Source organism: Nocardioides zeae (assembly GCF_030818655.1).
Lineage (GTDB): Bacteria > Actinomycetota > Actinomycetes > Propionibacteriales > Nocardioidaceae > Nocardioides > Nocardioides zeae_A.
Window position 1 is genome coordinate 2,545,560 of sequence record NZ_JAUTAN010000001.1, and the last position, 22,835, is coordinate 2,568,394.

18 protein-coding genes are annotated in these 22,835 nt (G+C 73.8%); 12 read left to right on the forward strand and 6 right to left on the reverse strand.

Annotated features, from left to right (window positions below):
• Positions 1-10 precede the first annotated feature (10 nt).
• The 6 genes from QE405_RS12135 to QE405_RS12160 are packed head-to-tail and all read left to right on the forward strand — an operon-like array spanning position 11 to position 5,813.
• Complete coding sequence (locus tag QE405_RS12135; protein WP_307205795.1) at positions 11-979, forward strand: MCE family protein; 969 nt, start codon at positions 11-13, stop codon at positions 977-979.
• Positions 976-2,049: an MCE family protein gene (locus tag QE405_RS12140; RefSeq protein ID WP_307201050.1), complete on the forward strand. Its 1,074-nt coding sequence runs from the start codon at positions 976-978 to the stop codon at positions 2,047-2,049. Before QE405_RS12135 ends, QE405_RS12140 begins: the two co-directional genes overlap by 4 nt.
• On the forward strand, positions 2,046-3,449 hold the full coding sequence (locus QE405_RS12145) for an MCE family protein (RefSeq protein WP_307201051.1): 1,404 nt from the start codon (positions 2,046-2,048) through the stop codon (positions 3,447-3,449). The genes QE405_RS12140 and QE405_RS12145 overlap by 4 nt, the downstream gene beginning before the upstream one ends.
• A complete protein-coding gene (locus QE405_RS12150) occupies positions 3,446-4,660 on the forward strand; it encodes an MlaD family protein (RefSeq protein WP_307201052.1) in 1,215 nt (404 codons plus the stop codon). Before QE405_RS12145 ends, QE405_RS12150 begins: the two co-directional genes overlap by 4 nt.
• Positions 4,657-5,295, forward strand: a complete 639-nt coding sequence (locus QE405_RS12155; protein ID WP_307201053.1) for a hypothetical protein — start codon at positions 4,657-4,659, stop codon at positions 5,293-5,295. Before QE405_RS12150 ends, QE405_RS12155 begins: the two co-directional genes overlap by 4 nt.
• Positions 5,292-5,813 carry a hypothetical protein gene (locus QE405_RS12160; RefSeq protein WP_307201054.1) on the forward strand — a complete coding sequence of 174 codons (522 nt, stop codon included), beginning with the start codon at positions 5,292-5,294 and terminating at the stop codon, positions 5,811-5,813. Before QE405_RS12155 ends, QE405_RS12160 begins: the two co-directional genes overlap by 4 nt.
• 42 nt (positions 5,814-5,855) lie before the next feature.
• Here QE405_RS12160 and QE405_RS12165 read toward each other — a convergent pair whose 3' ends face one another.
• On the reverse strand, positions 5,856-6,476 hold the full coding sequence (locus QE405_RS12165; protein WP_307201055.1) for a hypothetical protein: 621 nt from the start codon (positions 6,474-6,476) through the stop codon (positions 5,856-5,858).
• 410 nt (positions 6,477-6,886) lie between these two features.
• Between QE405_RS12165 and QE405_RS12170 the strand changes: the two genes are divergently transcribed.
• Positions 6,887-8,020, forward strand: a complete 1,134-nt coding sequence (locus QE405_RS12170; protein ID WP_307198779.1) for an IS30 family transposase — start codon at positions 6,887-6,889, stop codon at positions 8,018-8,020.
• Between the two features lie 213 nt (positions 8,021-8,233).
• Here the strand turns inward: QE405_RS12170 and hrpA are convergent, their stop codons facing one another.
• Together hrpA and QE405_RS12180 are read right to left on the reverse strand one after the other, a co-directional pair.
• Entirely contained in the window at positions 8,234-12,103 is a 3,870-nt protein-coding gene (hrpA, locus tag QE405_RS12175) for an ATP-dependent RNA helicase HrpA (RefSeq protein ID WP_444939698.1), read from the reverse strand.
• A 33-nt stretch (positions 12,104-12,136) separates the two neighbouring features.
• A complete protein-coding gene (locus QE405_RS12180) occupies positions 12,137-12,514 on the reverse strand; it encodes a hypothetical protein (RefSeq protein WP_307201058.1) in 378 nt (125 codons plus the stop codon).
• A gap of 120 nt (positions 12,515-12,634) precedes the next feature.
• Here QE405_RS12180 and QE405_RS12185 point away from each other — a divergent pair, with 120 nt between their 5' ends.
• The 3 genes from QE405_RS12185 (at position 12,635) to rocD (ending at position 16,285) form a co-directional block, all read left to right on the forward strand.
• The gene (locus QE405_RS12185) at positions 12,635-13,345 is read left to right on the forward strand and encodes a response regulator transcription factor (RefSeq protein WP_307201060.1); all 711 of its coding nucleotides are present in this window, start codon (positions 12,635-12,637) and stop codon (positions 13,343-13,345) included.
• Positions 13,346-13,349: 4 nt separating this feature from the next.
• Positions 13,350-14,891 carry a sensor histidine kinase gene (locus tag QE405_RS12190; RefSeq protein ID WP_307201062.1) on the forward strand — a complete coding sequence of 514 codons (1,542 nt, stop codon included), beginning with the start codon at positions 13,350-13,352 and terminating at the stop codon, positions 14,889-14,891.
• A gap of 140 nt (positions 14,892-15,031) precedes the next feature.
• Positions 15,032-16,285: an ornithine--oxo-acid transaminase gene (gene rocD / locus QE405_RS12195; protein WP_307201064.1), complete on the forward strand. Its 1,254-nt coding sequence runs from the start codon at positions 15,032-15,034 to the stop codon at positions 16,283-16,285.
• Positions 16,286-16,361: 76 nt separating this feature from the next.
• Here the strand turns inward: rocD and QE405_RS12200 are convergent, their stop codons facing one another.
• From QE405_RS12200 to mmsB, 3 genes are read right to left on the reverse strand one after another with little or no spacing between them, the layout of a single operon-like run.
• Positions 16,362-17,846 carry an aldehyde dehydrogenase family protein gene (locus QE405_RS12200; RefSeq protein ID WP_307201066.1) on the reverse strand — a complete coding sequence of 495 codons (1,485 nt, stop codon included), beginning with the start codon at positions 17,844-17,846 and terminating at the stop codon, positions 16,362-16,364.
• A 40-nt stretch (positions 17,847-17,886) separates the two neighbouring features.
• Positions 17,887-19,242, reverse strand: a complete 1,356-nt coding sequence (locus QE405_RS12205) for an MFS transporter (protein ID WP_307201069.1) — start codon at positions 19,240-19,242, stop codon at positions 17,887-17,889.
• Positions 19,239-20,183: a 3-hydroxyisobutyrate dehydrogenase gene (gene mmsB / locus QE405_RS12210; RefSeq protein ID WP_307201071.1), complete on the reverse strand. Its 945-nt coding sequence runs from the start codon at positions 20,181-20,183 to the stop codon at positions 19,239-19,241. The genes QE405_RS12205 and mmsB overlap by 4 nt, the downstream gene beginning before the upstream one ends.
• 187 nt (positions 20,184-20,370) lie before the next feature.
• Between mmsB and QE405_RS12215 the strand changes: the two genes are divergently transcribed.
• Positions 20,371-21,261, forward strand: coding sequence for a LysR family transcriptional regulator (locus QE405_RS12215; RefSeq protein WP_307201073.1), 891 nt, complete (start codon positions 20,371-20,373; stop codon positions 21,259-21,261).
• 94 nt (positions 21,262-21,355) lie between these two features.
• Positions 21,356-22,735 (forward strand): MFS transporter, encoded by a 1,380-nt coding sequence (locus tag QE405_RS12220; RefSeq protein WP_307201075.1) that lies wholly within the window; start codon positions 21,356-21,358, stop codon positions 22,733-22,735.
• Positions 22,736-22,835: the final 100 nt, after the last annotated feature.

Consider the following 22,835-nt stretch of genomic DNA (forward strand, 5'->3'; position numbering starts at 1 on the left):
CGTCGTCGCGATCGTCGGCGTGCTCGCACTGGTCGGGGTCTTCCTCCTCACCTTCAACGCCGCGGCCCTGCCGCTCGTCGGCGGGGGCCGCACCTACACGGCGGAGTTCGCCGAGGCGGGCGGGCTGCGCGCCGGCAACGAGGTGCGGGTCGCCGGCGTGCGCGTCGGCGAGGTCACCGGCCTCGAGCTCGACGGCGACGTCGTCGAGGTCACCTTCCGCGTGAAGGACGTCGAGCTGGGCTCCGAGACCCGCGCGGCGGTGAAGGTGAAGACGCTGCTCGGCCAGAAGTACCTGGCCGTGGAGCCCGCGGGGCGCGGCGACCTCGACGAGACCATCCCGGTCGCGCGCACGAGCACCCCCTTCGACGTGACGGCCGCCTTCTCGCAGCTCTCCACGACCGTCGGCGAGATCGACACCGAGCAGCTCGAGGCCAGCTTCGAGGCGCTCACGACGGCCTTCGCCGACACCCCCGAGGCGGTCCGCGCGACCGTGACCGGGCTTGCCGAGCTCTCGCGCACCGTGTCGAGCCGCGACGAGGAGCTCGCCGGCCTGCTCGAGGCGGCCGAGCAGGTCACCGGCACCCTGGCGAGCCGCAACGAGGAGATCGCCGACCTGCTGGTCGACGGCGACCTGCTGCTCGAGGAGCTCGCCGCCCGGCGGGCCACCGTGAGCGCCCTGCTCGAGGGCACCACCCAGCTCGGCGAGCAGCTGCAGGGCCTCGTCGCCGACAACGAGGCGACCCTGGCCCCGGCGCTCGCGCAGCTCGACGCGGTCGCGGAGATCCTCACCCGCAACCAGGAGGGCCTCGACGCGTCGCTGGCGCGGCTCGGTCCCTACTACCGCCTGCTCGCCTCGGCGACCGGCAACGGCCGCTGGGTCGACGCCTACGTCTGCGGCCTCTACGCCGCCGACGGCTCGCCCCAGCTCGACAACGACATCGAGCGCACCTGCGCCCCGACCGCCGGAGGTGGCTCGTGAGCACCCGTGCCCAGCGTTCCCGCGACCGTCGCGCGCGGCTGCTCCGCAGCGGCGCCCTCCTGCTCGCCCTGGCGGCCGTCGTGCTCGCGGTCACCGCACGATCGGCGTACGTCGACGGGCGGAGCACCACCGTCGTCGCCGACTTCGACTCCGCGGTCGGCCTCTACGTGGGGTCCGACGTGCAGGTGCTCGGCGTCCCCGTCGGCGAGGTGACCGACATCGAGCCGGGCGTGGAGGCCGTCCGCGTCACGATGCGGCTCGACCCCGGCCGCAAGGTCGCGGCCGGCACCGCCGCCGTGATCGTGGCGCCGACCGTGGTGAGCGACCGCTACGTGCAGCTCACCGAGCCGTGGACCGAGGGCGCGGCGCTCGCCGACGGGGCGGTCATCGACGCCGACCGCACCGCGGTGCCCGTCGAGATCGACGAGCTCTACACCAGCCTCGAGGACGTCAGCACCCGCCTCGGTCCCAACGGCGCCAACGCCGACGGCGCGCTCTCCGCCTTCCTCGAGGTCGCGGCCGAGAACCTCGACGGCACCGGTGCCGACCTCAACACGATGATCAGCGAGTTCAGCGACCTCTCCGCCACGGTCTCCGGGGTCGACGCCGACCTCTTCGCGACCATCGGCCACCTCGCCGAGCTGAGCGAGATGCTCGAGGTCAACGACGAGACCGTCGGCTCCGCCACGTCCCGGTTCGCCGAGGTGGCCGACTACCTCGCCGCCGACCGCGACGACCTCGCCACCGCCGTGCAGGAGCTCGGGGCCGCGCTCGCCGTGCTCGACGACTTCATCGCCGACAACCGCTCCGCGCTCCGCACGAGCGTGGACAACCTCGTCGGCCCCACCCAGACGCTCGTCAACCAGCGCGCGTCGCTCGAGGAGCTGCTGCGCATGGCGCCGCTGACGCTGCAGAACTTCCTGCAGGCCTACGACCCCGCGACCGGCAGCCTGCAGGGCCGCGCCAACCTCAACGAGGCCAACCTGTGGAGCTCCGACGGCCTCAGCGCCCGCTCCTCCAGCGACGCACCGCCCGTGCTGCTGCCCGGCATCGGGGAGACGGACCGATGAGGCGCGGTCTCGCGGCCCGGGCCGTCGGCGTCGCGCTCGGCGCGGCGCTGACCGCCGGTGGGCTCACCGGCTGCGGCATCCTCGACGACGGGATCTACGAGGCCCCGCTGCCGGGTGGCGCCGACGTGGGCGACGACCCCGTCACCCTCACCGTCGAGTTCACCGACGTGCTCGACCTCGTGCCGCAGTCGGCCGTGAAGGTCGACGAGGTGGCCGTCGGCCGCGTCACCGCGGTCCGGCTCGCCGACGACGGCCTCGGCGCCGAGGTCGACCTGCTCGTCAACGGCGACGTCGCGCTCCCCGTCGGCACGACCGCGCGGCTCCAGCAGACGTCGCTGCTCGGCGAGAAGTACGTCGCGCTCGTGCGCCCGGCGGGCTCCTCGGGCTCGTCGGGTGGCTCGGGCTCGTCGGGTGCACGGCTCGTCTCCGGCGACACCATCGAGCGGGCCGACAGCGACGAGGCGGCGCAGGTCGAGCAGGTGCTCGGCGCGCTGTCGATGGTGCTGAACGGCGGCGGGATCGCCCAGTTCCAGGAGATCTCGACGGAGCTGCAGGCGATCTCGGGCGACGACCCCGAGCGCGTGCGCACCTTCATCCAGCAGCTGGGCGGCTTCGTCAGCCAGCTCGACGCCCGCAAGGAGTCCATCACCGCGGCCATCGACTCGCTCGCCGACCTGTCGACGACCCTCGAGGCCGACGAGGAGCGCATCACCACCGCGCTCGACGGCCTCCACCCCGGTCTCGCCGCATTGGAGGAGCAGCGTCCCCAGCTCGTCGCGATGCTGGAGGCGCTCGACAGCCTCTCCGACGTCGCGGTGGACACCCTCGACGCCGCCCAGGACGACATCGTCGCCGACCTCCAGACGCTCGCGCCCGTGCTCGAGCAGCTGGCCGCCGCCGGCCAGGACCTCCCCGACGCGCTGGGCCTGCTGCTGACCTACCCGTTCCCGGACGCGGTGACGGGCGCGATCCGGGGCGACTACCTCAACGTCTTCGTCACCACCGCGTTCGCGAGCGTGCCCGAGGACTGCGACGCCATGGGCTGCGCCTGGCCGCAGCCGTCGCTGGAGCCCCCGGCACCGGACGGCGGCGCGGCGGGACGCCCCTACCTGCTGCCCCCGACGAGCTCGGCCACCCCCGGGCTGCCGTCGCCGACCGTGACCGTGCCGACCCCGGACGCCACGACCGCTCCGCCGTCGGGCTCCCCCTCCGGCTCGCCGTCGGCCTCCCCGTCGGCATCGCCGTCGGCCTCCCCCTCGGCTCCCACGACCGGGCCCACGGGCTCGCCGACGGCGCCCTCGACGACCGGGCCCACCGGCGTACCCACCTCGCCGGACCGCGAGCCCACCGGCGGACCGGCGCCGACGACCGCCCCCACGACGCCGAGGAGCGAGCCGTGATCACCACCGCCGTGAAGGTCAAGGTCGTCGCCTTCCTCGTGCTGGGGCTGCTGGCGACGGGCTACCTGCTGCGCACCTACGTCGGGGTCGACCCGCTCCGCGACGACACCCGGGTGACCGTCGAGCTCAGCGACGCCTCCGGGCTCTTCGAGGGCAGCGAGGTGACCTACCGCGGCGTGTCGATCGGGACGGTCGACGAGCTCGAGGTGACGGACACGGGCACCGACGTGCAGGTCGTGCTCGACGCCGACGCGCCGCCCGTGCCCGCCGACGTCGACGTCACGGTGGCGAACCGGTCGGCGATCGGCGAGCAGTACCTCGACCTCGTGCCTCGCGAGGCCGGGGACGACGACCGCGCCGTGCTGGCCGACGGCGACCGCGTGGTCGCGACGGACGCCACGGTGCCGCCCGCCTTCGACGCCGTCCTGCGCTCGGGGCGCGACTTCGTGGCCTCCGTGCCGGAGGACGCGCTGCGGACCGTCGTGGACGAGACCTACCTGGCGGCCCGCGGCGTGTCGCCCGACGTCGCCCAGCTCGTGGAGACGTCGCTCGCCTGGGCGCAGACCGCCGACGCGAACTTCCTCGTCACGACGCGGCTCATCGAGAGCTCGGCGACCGTGCTGGACCGCCAGCTCGCCTCCGCGGACGCGATCCGGTCGTTCAGCGGGGACCTCGAGCTGCTGGCCGCGACCCTGCGCGACTCCGACGGCGACCTGCGCGCCCTCATCGGGGCGACCCCGCCCGCCGCCCTCCAGCTGCGGGACCTCGTCGCCGAGGTCGGTCGTCCGCTCGGCCTGCTGCTCACCAACCTGGTGACACCGGCCCAGGTGTTCGGCGTCAACAGCGCCGGTGTCGAGGACCTGATGATCCGCCTGCCCGACGCCGTGAGCGCCGGCTGGGCCGTCACGAGCACCGGCAGCCTGAACCTGTCGCTCGTGCCCAACTTCGCGAACCCGCTGCCCTGCACGACGGGGTACGAGGGCACGCCCCGCCGCGCCGGAGACGCCACCGGGGGCGGCGCGTTCGACACGGACGCCGGCTGCACGCTCACCAGCGGGCCGTCGAACGTGCGCGGCCCCGGTGCCGTGCCCAGCAACCTGGACGACCTCGCCGTGCCGGTGGACCCCGGTACGGCGCGCCCCACCGGGGGCGCACCCGTCGTGATCCGCGACGCCACCAGCCTGGAGGACCTCATGGGAGGAATCGGATGACCCTCGACACGCGCACGGAGCAGGAGGCCGAGCCGGAGACGGTCCCGGAGTCGGACTCGGAAGCGGACTCGGGGACGGACTCGGGGACGGCTGCGGGTCCCGCCTCTCCCGGGGGCGCGGCGCGGACGCGGCAGCGGCTGCTCGCCGGTCTCCCCTGGCTGGTGCTCGTCGTGGCCGTCGTGGTCGCCGCCCTCGGCGGCCGGTCGTGGTGGCTGGCGGAGCACGACGACGGGCTGCACCGCGCGGCGGAGCGGGACGCCGTGCTGGTCGCGGCCCGCACCCACGTCGCGACGCTGACCACCATGGACAGCCGCGACGTGGCCGGCGGCCTCGAGGCGTGGGGCGCCGCGACCACCGGGATGCTCCACGACCAGATGACGGACGTCGACGACGGGAGCCGCGGGATGCTCGGCGAGCTCGGTACGACGTCGGTGGGACGCGTCGTCGACGCGGCGGTGCTGGAGCTGGACGGCGCGACGGCGACCGTGCTCGTGTCGGTCGAGGTGACCGTCACCGAGAACGACGACGCCGGCACCGAGCCGACGATCAAGCGCAACCGCTTCGCCGCCGACCTCCGCGAGGTGGACGGCGCCTGGCTGCTGGAGAACCTCCAGCAGGTGGCGGTGACCCTGTGAACGCCGCGACGATCGGGAAGCGCGTGGCGCTGCTCGGGCCGTGGGTGGCGGCGGTGCTGCTCGTCGCGTTCGGCGTCTACGCCTTCACGCAGGCCGACGGCCTCCGCTCGACGCCGGCAGCCGAGAACCACGCGCTCGTCGACGCCACCGGCACGGCGGAGGTGCAGGCCGCGGCGACGCAGACGCTGACCCGGGTGCTCAGCTACGACCACGCGGCGCCCGAGGCCACGACCGCGGCCGCCGACGAGCTGCTCCGGGGAGCGGCCCGCGACGAGTTCGACGTGCTCTACGCCGGGCTCGCCGAGCAGGCGCCCGGCCAGGAGCTCGTGCTGACCGCGCGGGTGTCGTCGGTCGCCGTGCAGGAGCTCACCGACGACGCGGCCCGGGTGCTCGTGTTCCTCGACCAGACCAGCCAGCGGGCGGGCGACGCCGAGACCAGCGTCTCGGCAGCGCAGCTGTCGGTGGGGCTGGAGCGCGACGGCTCCGGCTGGACCGTCACGGAGCTCACGCCGCTCTGAGTGGCGGGGCTCCCCGAGACCCTGACCCGCGCGGGGGGCGGGTCAGGCGAGCGCGCCGGCCAGCTCGAGGTGGCCGGCGTGCTCGAGCTGCTCCGACATCAGGAGCACGCGCTCGACCTCGGACGCCGCGCCGGGCACGGTGTGGCCCGGTTCGGTGCGTCCCGCGGCGACGACGCGGGCGAACGCCGCGGCGCGGAGCAGCACGTCGGCGAACTCCCGCTCGACGATGCCGCGCAGCACGTCGTCGATCATCCGGCGCAGCTCGTCGGGACCGGGGGGCTCGGCGACCCCCGCCACCACGCGGGCGACCGGGGCCAGGCGGCGTCCCGCCTCGAACTGCCGCGCCGCCTCGTGCGGGTCCGCGTGCACCCAGGCGCGCAGCACGTAGAGCCGCCACAGGCACCCCGACAGCGTGTCGGCCGGGGCACCCGACCACAGCTCGGCGAGCGTCTCGAGGCCCTCCGTCTCCGCCAGTCCGACGACGCGCTCGGCGAGCGCCGCGGTCTCCCCCTCCGCCTCGCGCGGCCCCCGCACGAGGGCGGTCGCGGCCCGCTCGGCGGCGGCGCCGAGCTGCGCGGGATCGACGCCCCCGGTGCGTGCTTCGAAGAACGCGGACCCGGGACGCGTCGGACGGTGGTGACGAGGCGTGGTCGATTCAGGCATCGCCGTCGAGGTTACGCCCCGGCTCCGAGCGGGGTCGCGCGTCGAGTTGGGTCGTACGGCGCGGCGTGGACGTCGAGTTGGGTCGTACGGCGCGGCGTGGGCGTCGAGTTGTCATGTACGGCGCGGCGGACGCGTCGAGATGGGTCGAACGGCGCGGCGTACGGGGCTCGGGCAAGAAAACGCGGACGGGTTCCGGCACGGAGAAAAGAAAACGCGGATCACGGTCGGCGACACGCCGGGCGGTTTCTAGTGGTCGGTGCAACACGGCTGTGGGGGTTGTGTTGCGGGATCAAGAAGCGGCGCGTGCGCGGGGTCTGGGGCTGTTGGCGGCCGGGGTCCCGGCGAAGCAGGTGTCCGAGTTGCTGGGGTGGGATCGAGACACGGTGGCTTCATGGGCCACAGTCGCTGGCATGCGACTGCGCAAGGGCCGCCACGGCGGTGTTGTCGGTGCCCATCCACCCCCGCTGGACGGTGACTGGGTCGATGAGCACGGCCGGTTGAGCCAGGCCGGGCGGGCCTTGATCCAGATCCGTCGCAGCGAGGGACGGTGTCCAGCACGGATCGCTGCCGAGCTCGGGGTGCACCGCAGCACGGTGGGACGCGAACTGGCCCGCAACACCCGCCTGGGTCGCTACCACGCTGCTGCAGCGCAGGTGATGACCGAGCAGCGCCGGCCCCGGCCCCGCCCGTCCAAGCTCGCAGTTCGTGCAGACACCGGCGTGGATGCGGGTGTGGATGCGGGTGTGGATGGGGGTGCCGGTGAGGTGCTGCGCGCAGCGGTGCTGGTCCGGTTGAACAACCGGTTCTCACCCGTGCAGGTCAGCCAGGATCTGCGGCGGTGCTATCCGGGGCGCGACGATATGCAGGTGAGCCACGAGACGATCTACCAAGCGCTCTACGTGCAGGGCAAGGGATCGCTGCGTGAGGAGCTGAAGGTCGAGAAAGCGTTGCGCAGCGGCCGCACCAGCCGTCGGCCCCGCTCGGCGCTGCCCCCACGGTCCAACCGGTCCTGGATCGGTGCCGAGGCCCACATCAGCCACCGCCCACCCGAAGCCGCCGACCGCGCCGTACCCGGGCACTGGGAGGGCGACCTCGTCATCGGCGCCGGCGGGCGTTCGGCGTTGATCACCCTGGTCGAACGCTCGACCCGCTACGCCCTGATCCGACGGCTGCCGCTGACCCACGACGCCACCACCGTCGCAGCTGCCCTGGTCACGATGATGACCAACCTGCCCGAGTCGTTGCGCCGCTCGCTGACCTGGGACCAGGGCAGCGAGATGGCCGCGCACACCACCTTCACCCTGGCCACCGGATGCCCCGTCTACTTCGCCGACCCCCACAGCCCCTGGCAACGCGGCACCAACGAGAACACCAACGGACTCGTGCGCGACATCCACCCCAAGGGCACCGACTTCAACCACGTCAGCGACGCCGACATCACCGAGACCGAACGCCTCCTCAACATCCGCCCCCGCCAAACCCTCAACTGGGACACCCCCGCCGATAGGCTCCAACAACTACTCAACGTTGCACCGACCACCTGAAGCCGCCCCGAGGGGGGCGGCCCCTCCGGTCCGCGTTTTCTTTCTCCGGGTCGGGCGCCTGTCGCACTTTCCTCCCCCGGGCGGGAGCCCGCCGAGCGCGGAGGTCCCGCCGTGGGCTCGGCCGCGGCGTACATGACAACTCGACGCCCACGCCACGCCGTACGACCAAACTCGACGCACCAGCCGCGCCGTTCGACCCAACTCGACGCAACCTCAGCCGGCGAGCGCCTTGCGGATACGGGCGTCGCTGACGGCGACGGCGGTGCCGAGCTGCTGGGCCCAGAGGGAGACGCGGTACTCCTCCAGCAGCCACCGCACCGTCCGCAGCGCCTTGCCCGGCGGGCGGCCGGGCGGGAGCGCCGCGACCTGGTGGGCCCACGAGCCCTGCAGGTCCACGATCTGGCCCATGAGCTGGCGGTCCTTCTGCACCGCCGGCACCCCGCCGGTGACGAGGCGCTGGTGCCGTTCCTCCATCGCCCGCAGGTAGGTCGGGTAGCGCCGCAGCTGCGCCGGCCCGGCCTCGGCCACGAACCCGACGTGCACGAGCCCCGCGAGCTGCTCCTTGAGGTCCGTGAGCGCGTCGAGCAGGTGGATCTCGGCCCGGCCGGTGAGCCGCTTGTCGACCGCCCGGTGCGCGGCCAGCGCCCGCACGACGTCGGCGACGACGCTCCGCACCCGCGCCTCCAGGTCGGTGCGGACCACCGCGAGCAGCGCGTCGAAGGCCTGCTCGTCCCGCACCGCGGGCCGCGCGTCGACGGCTTCGGTGACGACGGCGGTGCGGCAGTCCTCGAGCAGGTCGGGGATGGAGGGGTACGGCGAGCCCACCAGCCCCAGCTTGTCCGCGGTGCTCAACGCGTCGGCCACCCGCTTGAGCAGGCCCGGCTGCTCGGCGGCGAGCGCCAGCAGGAGCAGTCGCCGCACGCCGAGCCGGTGTCGCGCCTCCTGCTCGTCCTTCGACCCGACGACCCGCAGCGCGACGCTCGCGCCCTCGTCGTCGAGCGTCGGGAAGCCCCGCACCTCGTGGCCGGCCCGCTGCTGCGTGAACGACGGCTCGATCGCCCCGAACACCCACGTCGTCGCGCCGGTCACCGTCTGCCCGGCGTCGGCGGCGACGTCGGCGATCGCCTGCTCCAACGACGGCCGCAGGGGCTCGGCCAGCGTCACCAGGTCCTTGCCGCGCGCCACCTCCCCGCCGTCGGGGTCGACGACCCGGAACGTCGGCCGCAGGTGCGGCGCCACCTTCGACCAGTCCCACGCCTCCCGCGGCACGATCGCGCCGGACGCGTGGCGGGCGTACCGCTCCAGCGCGTCCAGCAGCGGCTCCTCCCCCGGCGGCGTCTCCGCCAGGAAGCGCCGCGCGTGGTCGGGCGCCGGCACGAGCGACGTCCGCAGGTGCTTGGGCAGCGACCGGATCAGCGCCGTCACGAGCTCCTCGCGCAGCCCGGGCACGTTCCACGAGAAGTCCCCGGGCTCGAGCTGGTTGAGCGACGCCAGCGGTACGTCGATGGTGAGCCCGTCGTCGGCCGCGCCGGGCTCGAAGTGGTAGCTGATGGGGAAGGTCAGGTGCCCGCCGCCCGCGCCGGTGGCGCGCCACTCCTCCGGGTAGTCCTGGGCCTGGATCTCGGCCGCCGTGTCGTGGGTGAGCATCGACGGGTCGAAGACGAGGAGGTCGGGGCGCTTCTGGCGCTCGCGCTTCCACCACTGGTCGAAGTGCGCGGCGCTGATGACGCTCGCCGGCACGCGTGCGTCGTAGAAGTCGAAGAGGGTGTGCTCGTCGACGACGATGTCGCGGCGGCGCGCCCGGTGCTCGAGCGCCTCCGCCTCCTCGAGCAGCCGCTGGTTCTCGGCGAGGAACCGGTGCCGGCCGGTCTCGGCGGCGCCCCACTCGCCGTGCACGAGCGCGTGGCGGAGGAACAGCTCGCGGGCGAGCTCGGGGTCGACCCGGCCGAGCTGCACGGTGCGGTCGGCGGCCAGGGGCACGCCGTACAGGGTCACCCGCTCGTTCGCGACCGCGCTGCCGCGCTTCTTCGACCAGCGCGGCTCGGCGTAGGTGCGCTTCACGAGGTGCGCGCCGAGGCGCTCGGCCCACAGCGGGTCGATGCCGGCGACCTGCCGCGCCCAGAGCCGCCCGGTCTCGACGAGCTCGGCGGCCATGACGAACTGCGGGTTGCGGCCCTTGAGCACGCTGCCGGGGAAGATGGCGAAGCGGGTGGAGCGGGCGCCGAGGTATTCCCGCGCGCCGGGACGACGCCCCTTCGGCCGCGACGCCTCCTTGTCGCGCTCCTCGAGCAGGCCGATCTGCGAGAGCAGGCCGGACAGCAGCGCCTGGTGGATCCCGTCGGCGTCGGGCTGGTCGGCGGGCTGACCGATCTCGACGCCCATCTCCTTGCAGACCTGGCGCAGCTGGGACTCGAAGTCCTGCCACTCCCGCACCCGCACGTAGTTGAGGAACTCCGCCTTGCACATCCGGCGGAACGCGCTGCCGGAGAGGTCGCGCTGCTGCTGCTTGAGGTGGCGCCACAGCTGCAGCCACGTGAGGAAGTCGCCCGACTCGTGCTTGAACCGGGCGTGGGCCTGGTCCGCCTGCGCCTGCTGCTCGGCGGGGCGCTCGCGGGGGTCCTGCAGGCTGAGCGCGGCGGCGATGACGATGACCTCGCGCACGCAGCCGCGCTGCTCGGCCTCGAGGATCATCCGCGCGAGACGGGGGTCGATCGGCAGGCGGGCGAGCCGGCGGCCGACGTCGGTGAGCCGGCCCTCCCCGAGGGCACCGAGCTCCTCCAGCAGCTGCGTGCCGGCGGTGATGTTGCGCTTGTCCGGCGGCTCCACGAACGGGAAGCGCCCGATGTCGCCGAGCCCGAGGCTCGTCATCTGCAGGATGACGCTCGCCAGGTTGGTGCGGAGGATCTCGGGGTCGGTGAACTCCGGGCGGCTCTCGAAGTCCTCCTCGGAGTAGAGCCGGATCGCGATGCCCTCCGCGACGCGTCCGCAGCGGCCCGAGCGCTGGTTGGCGCTCGCCTGGCTGATGGGCTCGATCGGCAGGCGCTGCACCTTGGTGCGGGCCGAGTAGCGCGAGATGCGGGCGACGCCGGAGTCGACGACGTACCGAATGCCCGGCACCGTCAGCGACGTCTCCGCGACGTTGGTGGCGAGGACGATGCGGCGCCGCGAGCCCGTCGGCGAGAACACGCGATGCTGCTCGGCGGAGGACAGGCGGGAGTAGAGCGGGAGCACGTCGATGCCCCGCGGCCCCTGCACCTTGGCCAGGTCGCCGAGGGCCTCGGCGGTGTCGCGGATCTCGCGCTCGCCGGGCAGGAACACGAGCACGTCGCCGGGGCCCTCGCCGGAGAGCTCCTGCACCGCGTCGACGATCGCCTCGGTCTGGTCGCGCACGACGGCCTCGCCGTCCTCGTCCTCCTCGGGCAGCTCGATGAGGGGGCGGTAGCGGACCTCCACCGGGAACGTGCGGCCCGAGACCTCGATGATCGGCGCCGGCTTCCCGTGCCGGTCGCTGAAGTGCGCCGCGAAGCGCTCCGGGTCGATCGTCGCCGACGTGATGACGAGCTTCAGGTCGGGCCGCCGCGGCAGGAGCCGCTTGAGGTAGCCGAGCAGGAAGTCGATGTTGAGGCTCCGCTCGTGGGCCTCGTCGATGATGATCGTGTCGTAGCGGCGCAGGTCGCGGTCGCGCTGCAGCTCGGCGAGCAGGATGCCGTCCGTCATCAGCTTCACCCGGCTGCTGCGCGACGTCCTGTCCGTGAACCGCACCTGGTAGCCGACGAGGTCGCCCAGCTCGGTCGCGGTCTCCTCGGCGATGCGCTCCGCGACCGAGCGGGCGGCGATCCGGCGGGGCTGGGTGTGGCCGATGAGGCCGCCCCGGCGGCGTACCTTCCCGTCCCGTCCCGTGTGCTCCGTGACCTGGCCGCGGCCCAGCTCGAGGCAGATCTTCGGCAGCTGGGTGGTCTTCCCCGACCCGGTCTCACCGGCGACGATGACGACCTGGTGGTCGCGGATCGCGGCCGCGATGTCGTCACGGCGGGCCGAGACCGGCAGCTGGGGTGGGTAGTCGATGCGCACAGCGCCGACCATCATCCCCCAGGGCCCCACGCGGCCGCGAACCGATCACCCGGTCAGGCCCGGCACCTGGCCCGGCACCTGCCCCTGCTGCCCCTGCTGCACCTGCCCCGGGGCGAACCCGCCGCCCGGCCCGCCCGCCCCGCCGAAGCCGCCGGGACCACCGAACCCGCCGGGTCCCCCGTCGTCCGCCGCGGAGCCGCTGCTCAGGGCGCCGAGCGCGAGCGCTCCGCCGGCGCCCAGCAGCACGGAGGCCAGGGCCACGCCGGCCGTCGCGACGAGGCCCAGTCGCCGGGGGGCGCGGTCGGCGGCGGGCGGGGTCGCGGCGGGCACCGGCGGCAGGGGCGGGTACGGCGAGGGCTGCGGGCCCGGCGGGGGCGGGGTGGCGGCGTACGGGGGCGGGGCGGTGCGGTGCTGGTCGTCCATGCCGACGACGGTGCGGACGGTGGCTGTGCTGCGGCTGTGCGTCCCGGCAGCAGGAACTGTGGACCCACCCACAGGCGACGCACAGGAAACTCACACGTTCGTCCGGCAGGCTCCCGTGCCATGGAGCTCACCCGCGCCGACGGATCCCCCCTGCGCGTCCTCGTCGTCGACGACGAGGTCAACCTCGCCGAGCTGGTCGCGATGGCGCTGCGCTACGAGGGGTTCGAGACCCGGATGGCCCACGCGGGCGCCAAGGCGGTCGCGGCGGCGAAGGAGTTCGGGCCGGACGTCGTGGTGCTCGACATGATGCTGCCGGACTTCGACGGCCTCGAGGTGCTGCGCCGGATGCGCGCCGGCGACCCCCACGTCCCCGTGCTGTTCCTCACCGCGCGCGACGCGGTCGAGGACCGCGTGGCGGGCCTGACCGCGGGCGGGGACGACTACGTCACGAAGCCGTTCTCGCTCGAGGAGGTCGTCGCCCGGCTGCGCGCGCTGCTGCGCCGCGCGGGGGCGCGCGCGGCCGAGCGCGAGAACGTGCTGAGCGTCGGCGACCTGACGCTCGACGAGGACAGCCACGAGGTGCGGCGCGACGGCACCGAGATCGCGCTGACCGCCACGGAGTTCGAGCTGCTGCGGTTCCTCATGCGCAACCCGCGGCGGGTGCTGAGCAAGGCGCAGATCCTCGACCGCGTGTGGAACTACGACTTCGGCGGCCAGGCCAACGTCGTCGAGCTCTACATCTCCTACCTGCGCAAGAAGGTCGATGCCGGGCGCGCGCCGATGATCCACACCATGCGCGGCGCGGGCTACGTGCTGAAGCCGGCGGACTGAGCCCGTGCCCACCACCTCGCCGGCCCCGGTGCGGCGCCGGCTCGCGACGCTGACCTCGCGGCTCGTGCTCGCGACGGTGCTGCTCACCACCCTGCTGGCCCTCGCCATCGGCACGGCGACGACCCTGGCGATGCGGGCCAACCTCACCGACCGGCTCGACGACGAGGTCACCTCGGTCGTGCCGCGGGCGGGCGGCGGCAGCTTCCGGCCGCCGGACGGCGACCGGCCGCCGGGTGCGACGGCGGGGTCGACGGCGGGGTCGACGACGGGTGGCTGCGACCGCTTCGTGCCCGGCAACCAGGGGCCCGGCACGCTCCTCGCGGTGCTGCCGGACGGCAGCGCGACGGCCGACGGCGCGCGCGGCGGGGTGCTGACCGAGCAGGTGTGCGGCGAGCGCACGCTGGCGACGGCGGCGCTCGAGCAGCTCGCCGACGTGCCGGCGGACGGTGCCGTCCACGCCGTCGACCTCGTCGCCCTCGGCTCCTACCGCGTGGTCGCGACCCGCGCGGACGACGGCACGGTGGTCGTCGCCGGCCTCCCGACCGACGCGGTCGACGACGCCGTGCGCTCGCTCGTGGGCTACGAGCTCCTCATCGGGCTCGCCGCGGTGCTGCTGGCGGGCGGGGCCGCGACCGTCGTCGTACGCCGTCAGCTGCGCCCCCTCCGCGACGTCGCCGCCACCGCGCACGAGGTCACCACGCTGCCGCTGGCCGAGGGCGAGGTCGACCTCGCCGGGCGGGTGCCCGCCCACCTGCGGGACGAGCGCACCGAGGTGGGCCAGGTGGGCGCCGCCCTCGACACCCTGCTCGCGCACGTCGACGCCGCCATGGCGGCGCGGCACCGCAGCGAGCAGCAGGTGCGGCAGTTCGTCGCGGACGCCTCCCACGAGCTCCGCACGCCGCTGGCGACCATCGTGGGGTACGCCGAGCTGGCCCGCCGACGGCCCGACGACGCCGACGCCGCCCGCACGGCGCTGGCGAAGGTGGAGGGCGAGTCGGGCCGCATGCGCCGGCTCGTCGAGGACCTCCTCATGCTGGCGCGCCTCGACGCGGGACGTCCGCTCGGCGCCGAGCCGGTCGACCTCACGATGCTGCTCCTCGAGGCGGTCGAGGACGCCCGCGTGCTGGCGCCCGGCCACCGGTGGCGGCTCGACCTGCCCGACGCGGCCGTCGAGCTGACGGGCGACGGGCACGGCCTCCACCAGGTGGTGACGAACCTGCTGTCCAACGCGCGGCGCTACACGCCCGGCGGGACGACCGTGACGGTCACCGCGGCCCTCGAGGCCGACCGGGTCGTGCTGCGCGTGCACGACGACGGCCCCGGCTTCTCCCCGGAGCTGGCGGCGTCGGCGTTCGACCGCTTCGTCCGCGGCGACACCGCCCGGGTCCGTGGCGACGGCCCTGGGGGAGGTCCGGAGGACGGTGCCGCCGGCGGCTCGGGGCTGGGGCTCGCCCTGGTCCGCGCCATCGTCGAGGCGCACGGCGGCACCGTCGCCCTCGACAGCCGTCCGGGCGACACGACCATCACGGTCGCCCTCCCGCGCTGACCGCTCCCGCACGGCCCCCGGCTTGACTTCACGCGTGGTCCTGCGACGGTGGAGGTGGCGCTCCGGCGCGAAGACGCTAGGGTGAGCGCCGGTCCGATTGTCCGACAATCCGGACCTGCCGCAACCAGAGGAGGCGACGCATGACCAGCACGATCGACGAGGGCCGCACCACCGCCGACGGCAACGGCGTGCCGCGCAGCCAGGCCTTCTTCCAGCAGGCGCAGGAGCGCACGGCGCACAACTACCACCCGCTCCCCGTCGTCGTCTCCCACGCCGAGGGCGCCTGGATGACCGACGTCGACGGCACGCGCTTCCTCGACATGCTGGCCGGCTACTCCGCCCTCAACTTCGGCCACGGCCACCCCGAGCTGCTGGCCACCGCCCACGCCCAGCTCGACCAGCTCACGCTGACCAGCCGGGCCTTCGTGCACGACCGCTTCGGCGAGTTCTGCGCCGCGCTCGGCGACCTGTGCGGCAAGGAGCTCGTGCTCCCCATGAACACGGGCGCCGAGGCCGTCGAGACCGCCATCAAGGTGAGCCGCAAGTGGGGCTACGACGTCAAGGGCGTCGAGGTCGACCGCGCCGAGATCATCGTGGCGACCGGCAACTTCCACGGCCGCACCACCACCGTCGTCGGCTTCTCCGACGACCCCGACGCGCGCGACGGCTTCGGTCCGTTCTCGCCGGGCTTCACCAGCGTCCCGTACGGCGACGCCGCGGCCCTCGAGGCCGCCATCACGCCCAACACGGTGGCGGTGCTGATCGAGCCCATCCAGGGCGAGGGCGGCGTGGTCATCCCGCCGGCGGGCTACCTGCGCGCGGTCCGCGAGATCACGACGCGGCACAACGTGCTCTTCGCCGCCGACGAGATCCAGGCCGGCCTGGGCCGCACGGGCCGCACCTTCGCGTGCGACCACGAGGACGTCGTCCCCGACCTCTACGTGCTGGGCAAGGCGCTCGGCGGCGGCATCGTCCCGGTCTCCGCCGTCGTGGCCGACCGCGCGGTGCTCGGTGTGCTGCACCCGGGCCAGCACGGGTCGACCTTCGGCGGCAACGCGCTCGCCTGCGCGGTCGGCACCAAGGTCGTCGAGATGCTCGCGAGCGGCGAGCCGCAGGAGCGCTCGCAGCGCCTCGGCCTCGTGCTGCGCGACCGGCTCGAGTCCCTCGTCGGCCGCGGGGTGCTCGCGGTGCGGGTGCGAGGCCTCTGGGCGGGCGTCGACATCGACCCGACCGTCGGCACCGGCCGCGCGGTGTGCGAGGCGCTGCTGGCCCGCGGCGTGCTGGCGAAGGACACCCACGGCTCCACCATCCGGCTCGCGCCGCCGCTGGTGGTCTCCGAGGAGGACCTGCACTGGGGCCTCGACCAGCTCGAGGCCGTCGTCACGGGCGGCTGACCCGACGCCACCGGCCCGCGGTCGCCCCGGAGGGCGGCCGCGGGCCGGTGACGGTCCCACGCGGGGCGGGGCGGGGTCAGCCCAGCTTCACGTTGACCTGCTTGATCTGCGTGAACGACTCCATCGCGCCCTCGATCGAGAACTCGCGCCCGATGCCCGACGACTTGTAGCCGCCGTAGCTCTGGCCGACCATCTGGCCGCCGCCCTGGTTGACCTGCACCCAGCCGGACTCGATCCGGTGGGCCGTGTCGAGCGCGGCCGTCAGGTCCTGGCTCCACACGTAGGCCGCCAGCCCGTAGTGCGAGTCGTTGGCCATCCGGACGACCTCGTCGCGGTCGGACCAAGGGATGGCCACGAGCACGGGGCCGAAGATCTCCTCCTGCGCGATCCGCCAGTCGTTGGAGACCGCCGAGAAGATCGTCGGGCCCTGGTAGAAGCCGTCGAGGCCGTCCGGCACCTGCTCGGACCGGTCGAGCGGCACCTCGACGCCGGCCTGCGCGCGGCCGTCCGCGATGTACGACTTGATCTGGTCGAACTGCTTCTGGTTGATGATCGCGCCCATGTCGGTCGCCTCGTCCAGCGGGTCGCCGACGACGAGCCGGTCGACCTGGGAGACCAGCTCGGCGAGGAACGCGTCGTACACGTCGCGGTGCACGAAGAGCCGCGAGCCGGCGGTGCACGACTGGCCCTGGCGGGTGAAGCGCATCGCGGTGAGCACGCCGGTCGCCGTGGCGGCGAGGCGGTCGCCCGCAACCGCGTCGGGGAACACGATGTTGGGGCTCTTGCCGCCCAGCTCGAGGGAGACGTGCGCGAGCCGCTCCCCCGCCGCCGAGGCGACGTGGTGGCCGACGCGGCTCGACCCGGTGAACGAGACCTTGTCGACCCCGCGGTGCTGCACGAGCGCCTCGCCGACCTCCGCGCCGTACCCGGTGAGCACGTTGAGCACGCCGTCCGGCAGGTACGGCGCGACGAGCTCCGCCATCCGGATGATGGTGAGCGGCGCGTCCTCCGCGGCCTTGAGCACGATCGTGTTGCCGGCCGCGAGCGCCGCCGGCACCTTCATGGCGGCGATCATGAGCGGCGAGTTCCACGGCAGGATGCCCGCGACGACGCCGAGCGGCTCGCGGCGCGTGTACTGCAGCTGGTCGTCGCCCGCCGGGAGCGTGACGCCCTTGAACTCGCCCGCCACGCCACCGAAGTAGCGGAACAGCGCGACGAGCGTCTGCGACTCCGGGCGCGCCTGGGGGCGCAGCGCGTTGCCGGTGTCGATGGCGGTGAGCTGCGCCAGCTCCTCGGCCGCCGCCTCGAGCGCGTCGGCCGCCTTGAGCAGCGCGAGCTGCCGGTCCTTGAAGTGGGTCGCGCGCCACGCGGGGAAGGCGGCGCGGGCCGCCCGTACGGCGCGGTCGGCGTCCTCCTCGCGGGCCCGGGGCGTCCGGCCGAGCGAGAGGCCGCGACGGCCGGGCGACGTGACGTCGATCCACTCGCCGGCGGCGGCCGCGACGCGCTCGCCGCCGATGAGCATCAGGTGGTCGCCGGACGGCGTCTCGATGGTCTGGGTCATCTTCACTCCTGGGTCGTTCGGGATCGGTGGTCGGGAGCGCTCAGCGCGCGTCGTACTCGTCGTCGAGGGCGGTGAGCGAGCTGCCCTTCGTCTCCTGCGCGAAGGCGAGCGCGACGAGGCTGACGAGCGCGGCGGCGGCGAGGTAGATCGCGATGGGCGTGGTGCTGTCGTACTCGTCGAGCAGCGCGACGGCGATGATCGGCGCCATCGAGCCCGCGACGATCGCGGTCACCTGGTAGCCGAGCGACACCCCGGCGTACCGCATGCGGGTCGGGAACATCTCCGACATCAGCGACGGCTGCGGGGCGTACATGAGGCCCTGGATGGCGAGGCCCCCGACGATGGCGACGACGACGAGCAGGTCGTTGGCGGTGTCCATCATCGGGAAGGCCCAGAAGCCCCACGTGGCGGTGCCGAGCACGCCGACGAGGTAGACCGGGCGCCGGCCGTAGATGTCGGAGAGCAGGCCGACGGTCGGCACCACGAACACGTGGGAGAGGTGGCCGACGAGCAGGAGCAGCAGGACGTGCTGGACGTCGAACCCGATGTGGTCCTGGCGCAGGTACGAGATCGTGAACGTGACGACCATGTAGTACATGATGTTCTCGCAGAAGCGCAGGCCCATGGCCACGACGACCTGCTTCGGGCGGTACTTGATGGCGTCGAGCACGGTCGAGCGGGACGCCTTCTCGGCCTCCTCCTTCTCGACGGCGGCCTTGAAGATCGGGGCGTCCTCGACCTTGGTACGCACGTACCAGCCGACGAGCACGATGATCGCCGAGGCGAAGAACGCGATGCGCCAGCCCCAGCTGAGGAACGCCTCCTCGCTCAGCGCCGCCGACAGGCCGAGCATCACGAGCGTGGCGATGAGGTTGCCGACCGGCACGCCGGCCTGCGGGTAGCTGGCCCAGTAGCCGCGGCGGTTGTCGGGCGCGTGCTCCGCGACAAGGAGCACGGCGCCGCCCCACTCGCCGCCGACGGCGAAGCCCTGCACGAAGCGCAGCAGCACGAGGAGCACGGCCGCGCCGTACCCGATCTGGGCGTGGGTCGGCAGTGCGCCCATGAGGAACGTCGAGACGCCGACCAGCACGAGGGAGAGCTGGAGCAGGCGCTTGCGGCCGAACTTGTCGCCGTAGTGACCGAAGACGAGGCCGCCGATCGGGCGGGCGATGAAGCCGACCGCGTAGGTGCCGAGGGCGGCGATCGTGCCGACCGTCGGGTCGCTCTCGGGGAAGAAGAGGGCGGGGAAGACGAGGATGGCCGCGGTCGCGTAGACGAAGAACTCGTACCACTCGACGATCGTGCCGGCCATGGAGGCGGCGACGACCTTGCGGAGGTTGGAGCGACCGGCCGGGGGGACGTTCGGTGCGCTGGTCGGGGTGGTGCTGGTGGTCACGCGGTGGTCTCCTGGCTGAGGGTGGCGGCGACGGCCTCGTCGCGCGCCGGGGAGGACAGCTCGCCGCCGACGAGCTTGACGAGGACGGAGCAGTCGCGGTCGGCGAGGCCGAGCTCGACGAGCTGGTCCATCCGGTCGCGGACGGCCGTGGCGAACGGGAGGGCGGTCGCGGTGGACTCCCCCGCGGCGAGCGCGAGCTGGAGGTCCTTGCGCAGCAGCGCGGTGGCGAAGCCGCCCGTGAAGTCGCGGTTGACGGCGGCGGTCTCGACGACGCCGGGCACCGGGTACCAGGTGCGCAGCGCCCAGCTGTCGCCCGAGGACACCTGCGCGATCTCCCAGAAGGTGCGCGCGTCGAGGCCGAGGCGCTCGGCGAGCACCGCGCCCTCCGCCGTGGCGGCGAGGGTGATGCCGAGCATCATGTTGTTGGTCAGCTTGGCGGCCTGGCCGTTGCCCGGTCCGCCGGTGTGGAAGATGCGGCCCGCCATCACCTCGATGACGGGGCGCACCTCCTCGAGCACGGCCACGTCGCCGCCGACCATGAAGGTGAGCGTGCCGGCGGCCGCGCCCGAGATGCCGCCGGAGACCGGGGCGTCGAGGAAGCGGAAGCCGGCGGCGGAGACCGACGCGTGCAGGGAGCGCGCGGCGTCGATGTCGATCGTGGACGAGTCGATGACGACCGCGCCCGGCTCGGCGTGCGCGAGCACGCCGTCGGGGCCGTCGAGGACGGCGCGGACGATGTCGTGGTGGGGGAGCATCGTGACGACGACGTCGGCCCCGGCGACCGTCGCGGCCACCGTGTCCTCGACCGTCACGCCCAGCGCGGCGGCGGCCTCGCGTGCCTCGTCCACGAGGTCGTAGCCGTGGACGTCGTGGCCCGCGGCGGCGAGCCGCCCGCTCATGGGGGCGCCCATGTTGCCCAGTCCGATCCAGCCGATGCGCATGCGTGCTGCTTTCTACGAGGGTTGTCGTACGGGGGTGGAGGTGGTCCGCGACGTGACGGACGTCGCGTGACGCGGACCACTCGACGGCCCATGCTGGGCGCTCCGCGACGGGGGCGCAATGACGGGTCGGGCGGGGTGCCTGTGCGGAAATGCACGACCCCCGGTGGCCTCGACTAGGGTCCGGACCGTGCGCGCCGACGACCTGCTGATCCTGCTCGAGGTGGCCCGCGCGCGCTCGTTCGTGCAGGCCGGCGTGGCCCTCGGCATCGACCACACGACCGTCTCCCGGCGCATCGGCAGCCTCGAGAAGGAGCTCGGCGACCGGGTGCTCGACCGGTCGCTCTCGGGCGTGCAGCTGACGGCGCTCGGCCGGGCGATCCTGCCGGCTGCCGAGCAGGTGGCACGGGCCATGGACGCCGCCGCCCAGGCCGCGCGTCCGGACCGGGACGTGGCCGGACACGTGCGCATCGCCTCGACCGAGGCCTTCGCCGCCGTCTTCGTCGCGCCCGCCATGGCGCGCCTGCAGCGGGCCCACCCCGGGGTGAGCCTCGACCTCGTCGCCGCCACCCGCCCGCTCGGCCAGGCCACGGGCGTCGACGTCGAGATCGGGGTGGGCACGCCGCCGTCGCGGGGCTTCGAGGTCACGCCGCTGACCGACTACCGCCTCTCGCTCTACGCCGCGCCGTCCTACCTCGAGCGCGCCGGCGAGGTGACCGCGGCGAACCTGGCCGAGCACCCGATCGTCTACTACATCGACGCCCTCCAGCGCGTGGACGAGCTCGGGCTCACCGAGGCCGGCATCCCCGTCGACGCCGTGCGGCTCGGCTCGACGAGCGTGCTGGTGCAGCACGAGCTGACGGTCGCCGGGGGCGGCGTCGGCCTGCTTCCCGACTTCCTCGCCCGCGCGACGCCGGGCCTGGTGCGCCTGCTCCCCGACGAGGTGCGCATGACGAAGACGTTCGTCGCGCTGCTGCCGCCGCGGGCCCTGCGACGTCCCGCGGCGATCGCGTTCATGTCGGCCCTCGTGCGGGAGATGGCGGAGCGACGCGACGAGCTGGACGACCTGGGCGGGGCCTGACCCGGTCGGGTCCGTCGCCCGACGAGACCGGATTCCCGCTCAGCGAGACGTCGGGCGTAGCGTGCCCCGGTCCCCTCCCCGGCCGGAAAGAACGATGACCACCGCCCAGCAGTCCGCCACCCCGCCCACCCCCGAGCGCGCCTCCGACGCCACGTCCGAGCCCGCCAACCCGCGCTCGCGGGTGCTCGTCGCCAGCCTCGTCGGCACGACGATCGAGTTCTACGACTTCTACATCTACGCCACCGCGGCGGTGCTGGTCTTCCCGCACCTCTTCTTCCCGGCGGGCAACGACACGACCGCGCTGCTGGCCTCGTTCGCCGTGTTCGGCGCCGCGATGGTCGCCCGCCCCCTCGGCGCCGTCTTCTTCGGCCACCTCGGCGACCGTCGCGGCCGCAAGGTGACCCTCGTGGCGTCGCTGCTGACGATGGGCATCGCGACCTTCGCGATCGGCCTGCTCCCGACGTACGCGCTCGTCGGCTGGCTCGCCCCGCTGCTCCTCGTGCTCATGCGCCTCGCGCAGGGCTTCGCCATCGGCGGTGAGTGGAGCGGTGCGGCGCTCGTCGCCACCGAGAACGCGCCGGAGGGCAAGCGCGCCTGGTACGGCACCTTCCCCCAGCTCGGCGCCCCCCTCGGGTTCATCCTCGCCAACGGCCTGTTCCTCGCCATCGCCGCGGCCATGCCGTCCGACGACCCGTCGACGCCGTCCGACATGTTCCTGTCGTGGGGCTGGCGGATCCCGTTCCTGTTCTCGGCCGTCATGGTGGTCGTCGGCCTCTACGTGCGCCTCCGGCTCGTCGAGAGCGCCGCCTTCCAGCGGGCCGTCGACAAGGGCACCGTCACCCGCTTGCCGCTGGGCGAGGTCGTCCGCACCCACGGCCGCGAGCTCGTGCTCGGCACGTTCTACATGCTCGCGACCTACGTGCTCTTCTACCTGATGACGACGTTCTCGCTGAGCTACGGCCGCGCCGCGACCGACGCCGAGGTGCCCGGTCTGGGCTACACCTACAACGGCTTCGTGCTCATGATGATCGTCGGCGTGGTCTTCTTCGGGATCTTCACCATGGTCTCCGGCCCGGTCGCCGACCGCTTCGGACGCCGCGCCCACCTGCTCGTCGTGACGACCGGCATCATCGTCTTCGGCCTCTGCTGGGTGCCGCTCCTCGAGGCCGGCGACGTCGGCGTCATGGCCTGGCTGCTGCTCGGGTTCAGCCTGATGGGCCTGACCTTCGGCCCGATGGGCGCCCTGCTGCCGGAGCTCTTCGCGACCAACGTGCGCTACACGGGCTCGGGGCTGTCCTACAACGTCAGCTCCATCCTCGGCGCCGCCGTCGCCCCGTTCATCGCCGTGTGGCTGTGGGGTGCCGCCGACGGCAGCCCGTTCCTGGTCGGGGTCTACCTCTCGGCGATGGGTCTCATCACGCTGCTCGCCCTGGCGGTCGGCCGCGACACCCGGAACCTCGACATCGACCGGTGAGGTAGCTCCGGGCCGGCGCGAGCCGCCCGACCTCGGAGGAAGAAAACGCGGACCCGAAGACGCGACACGCCGGGCGGCTTCAGGTGGTCGGTGCAACGTT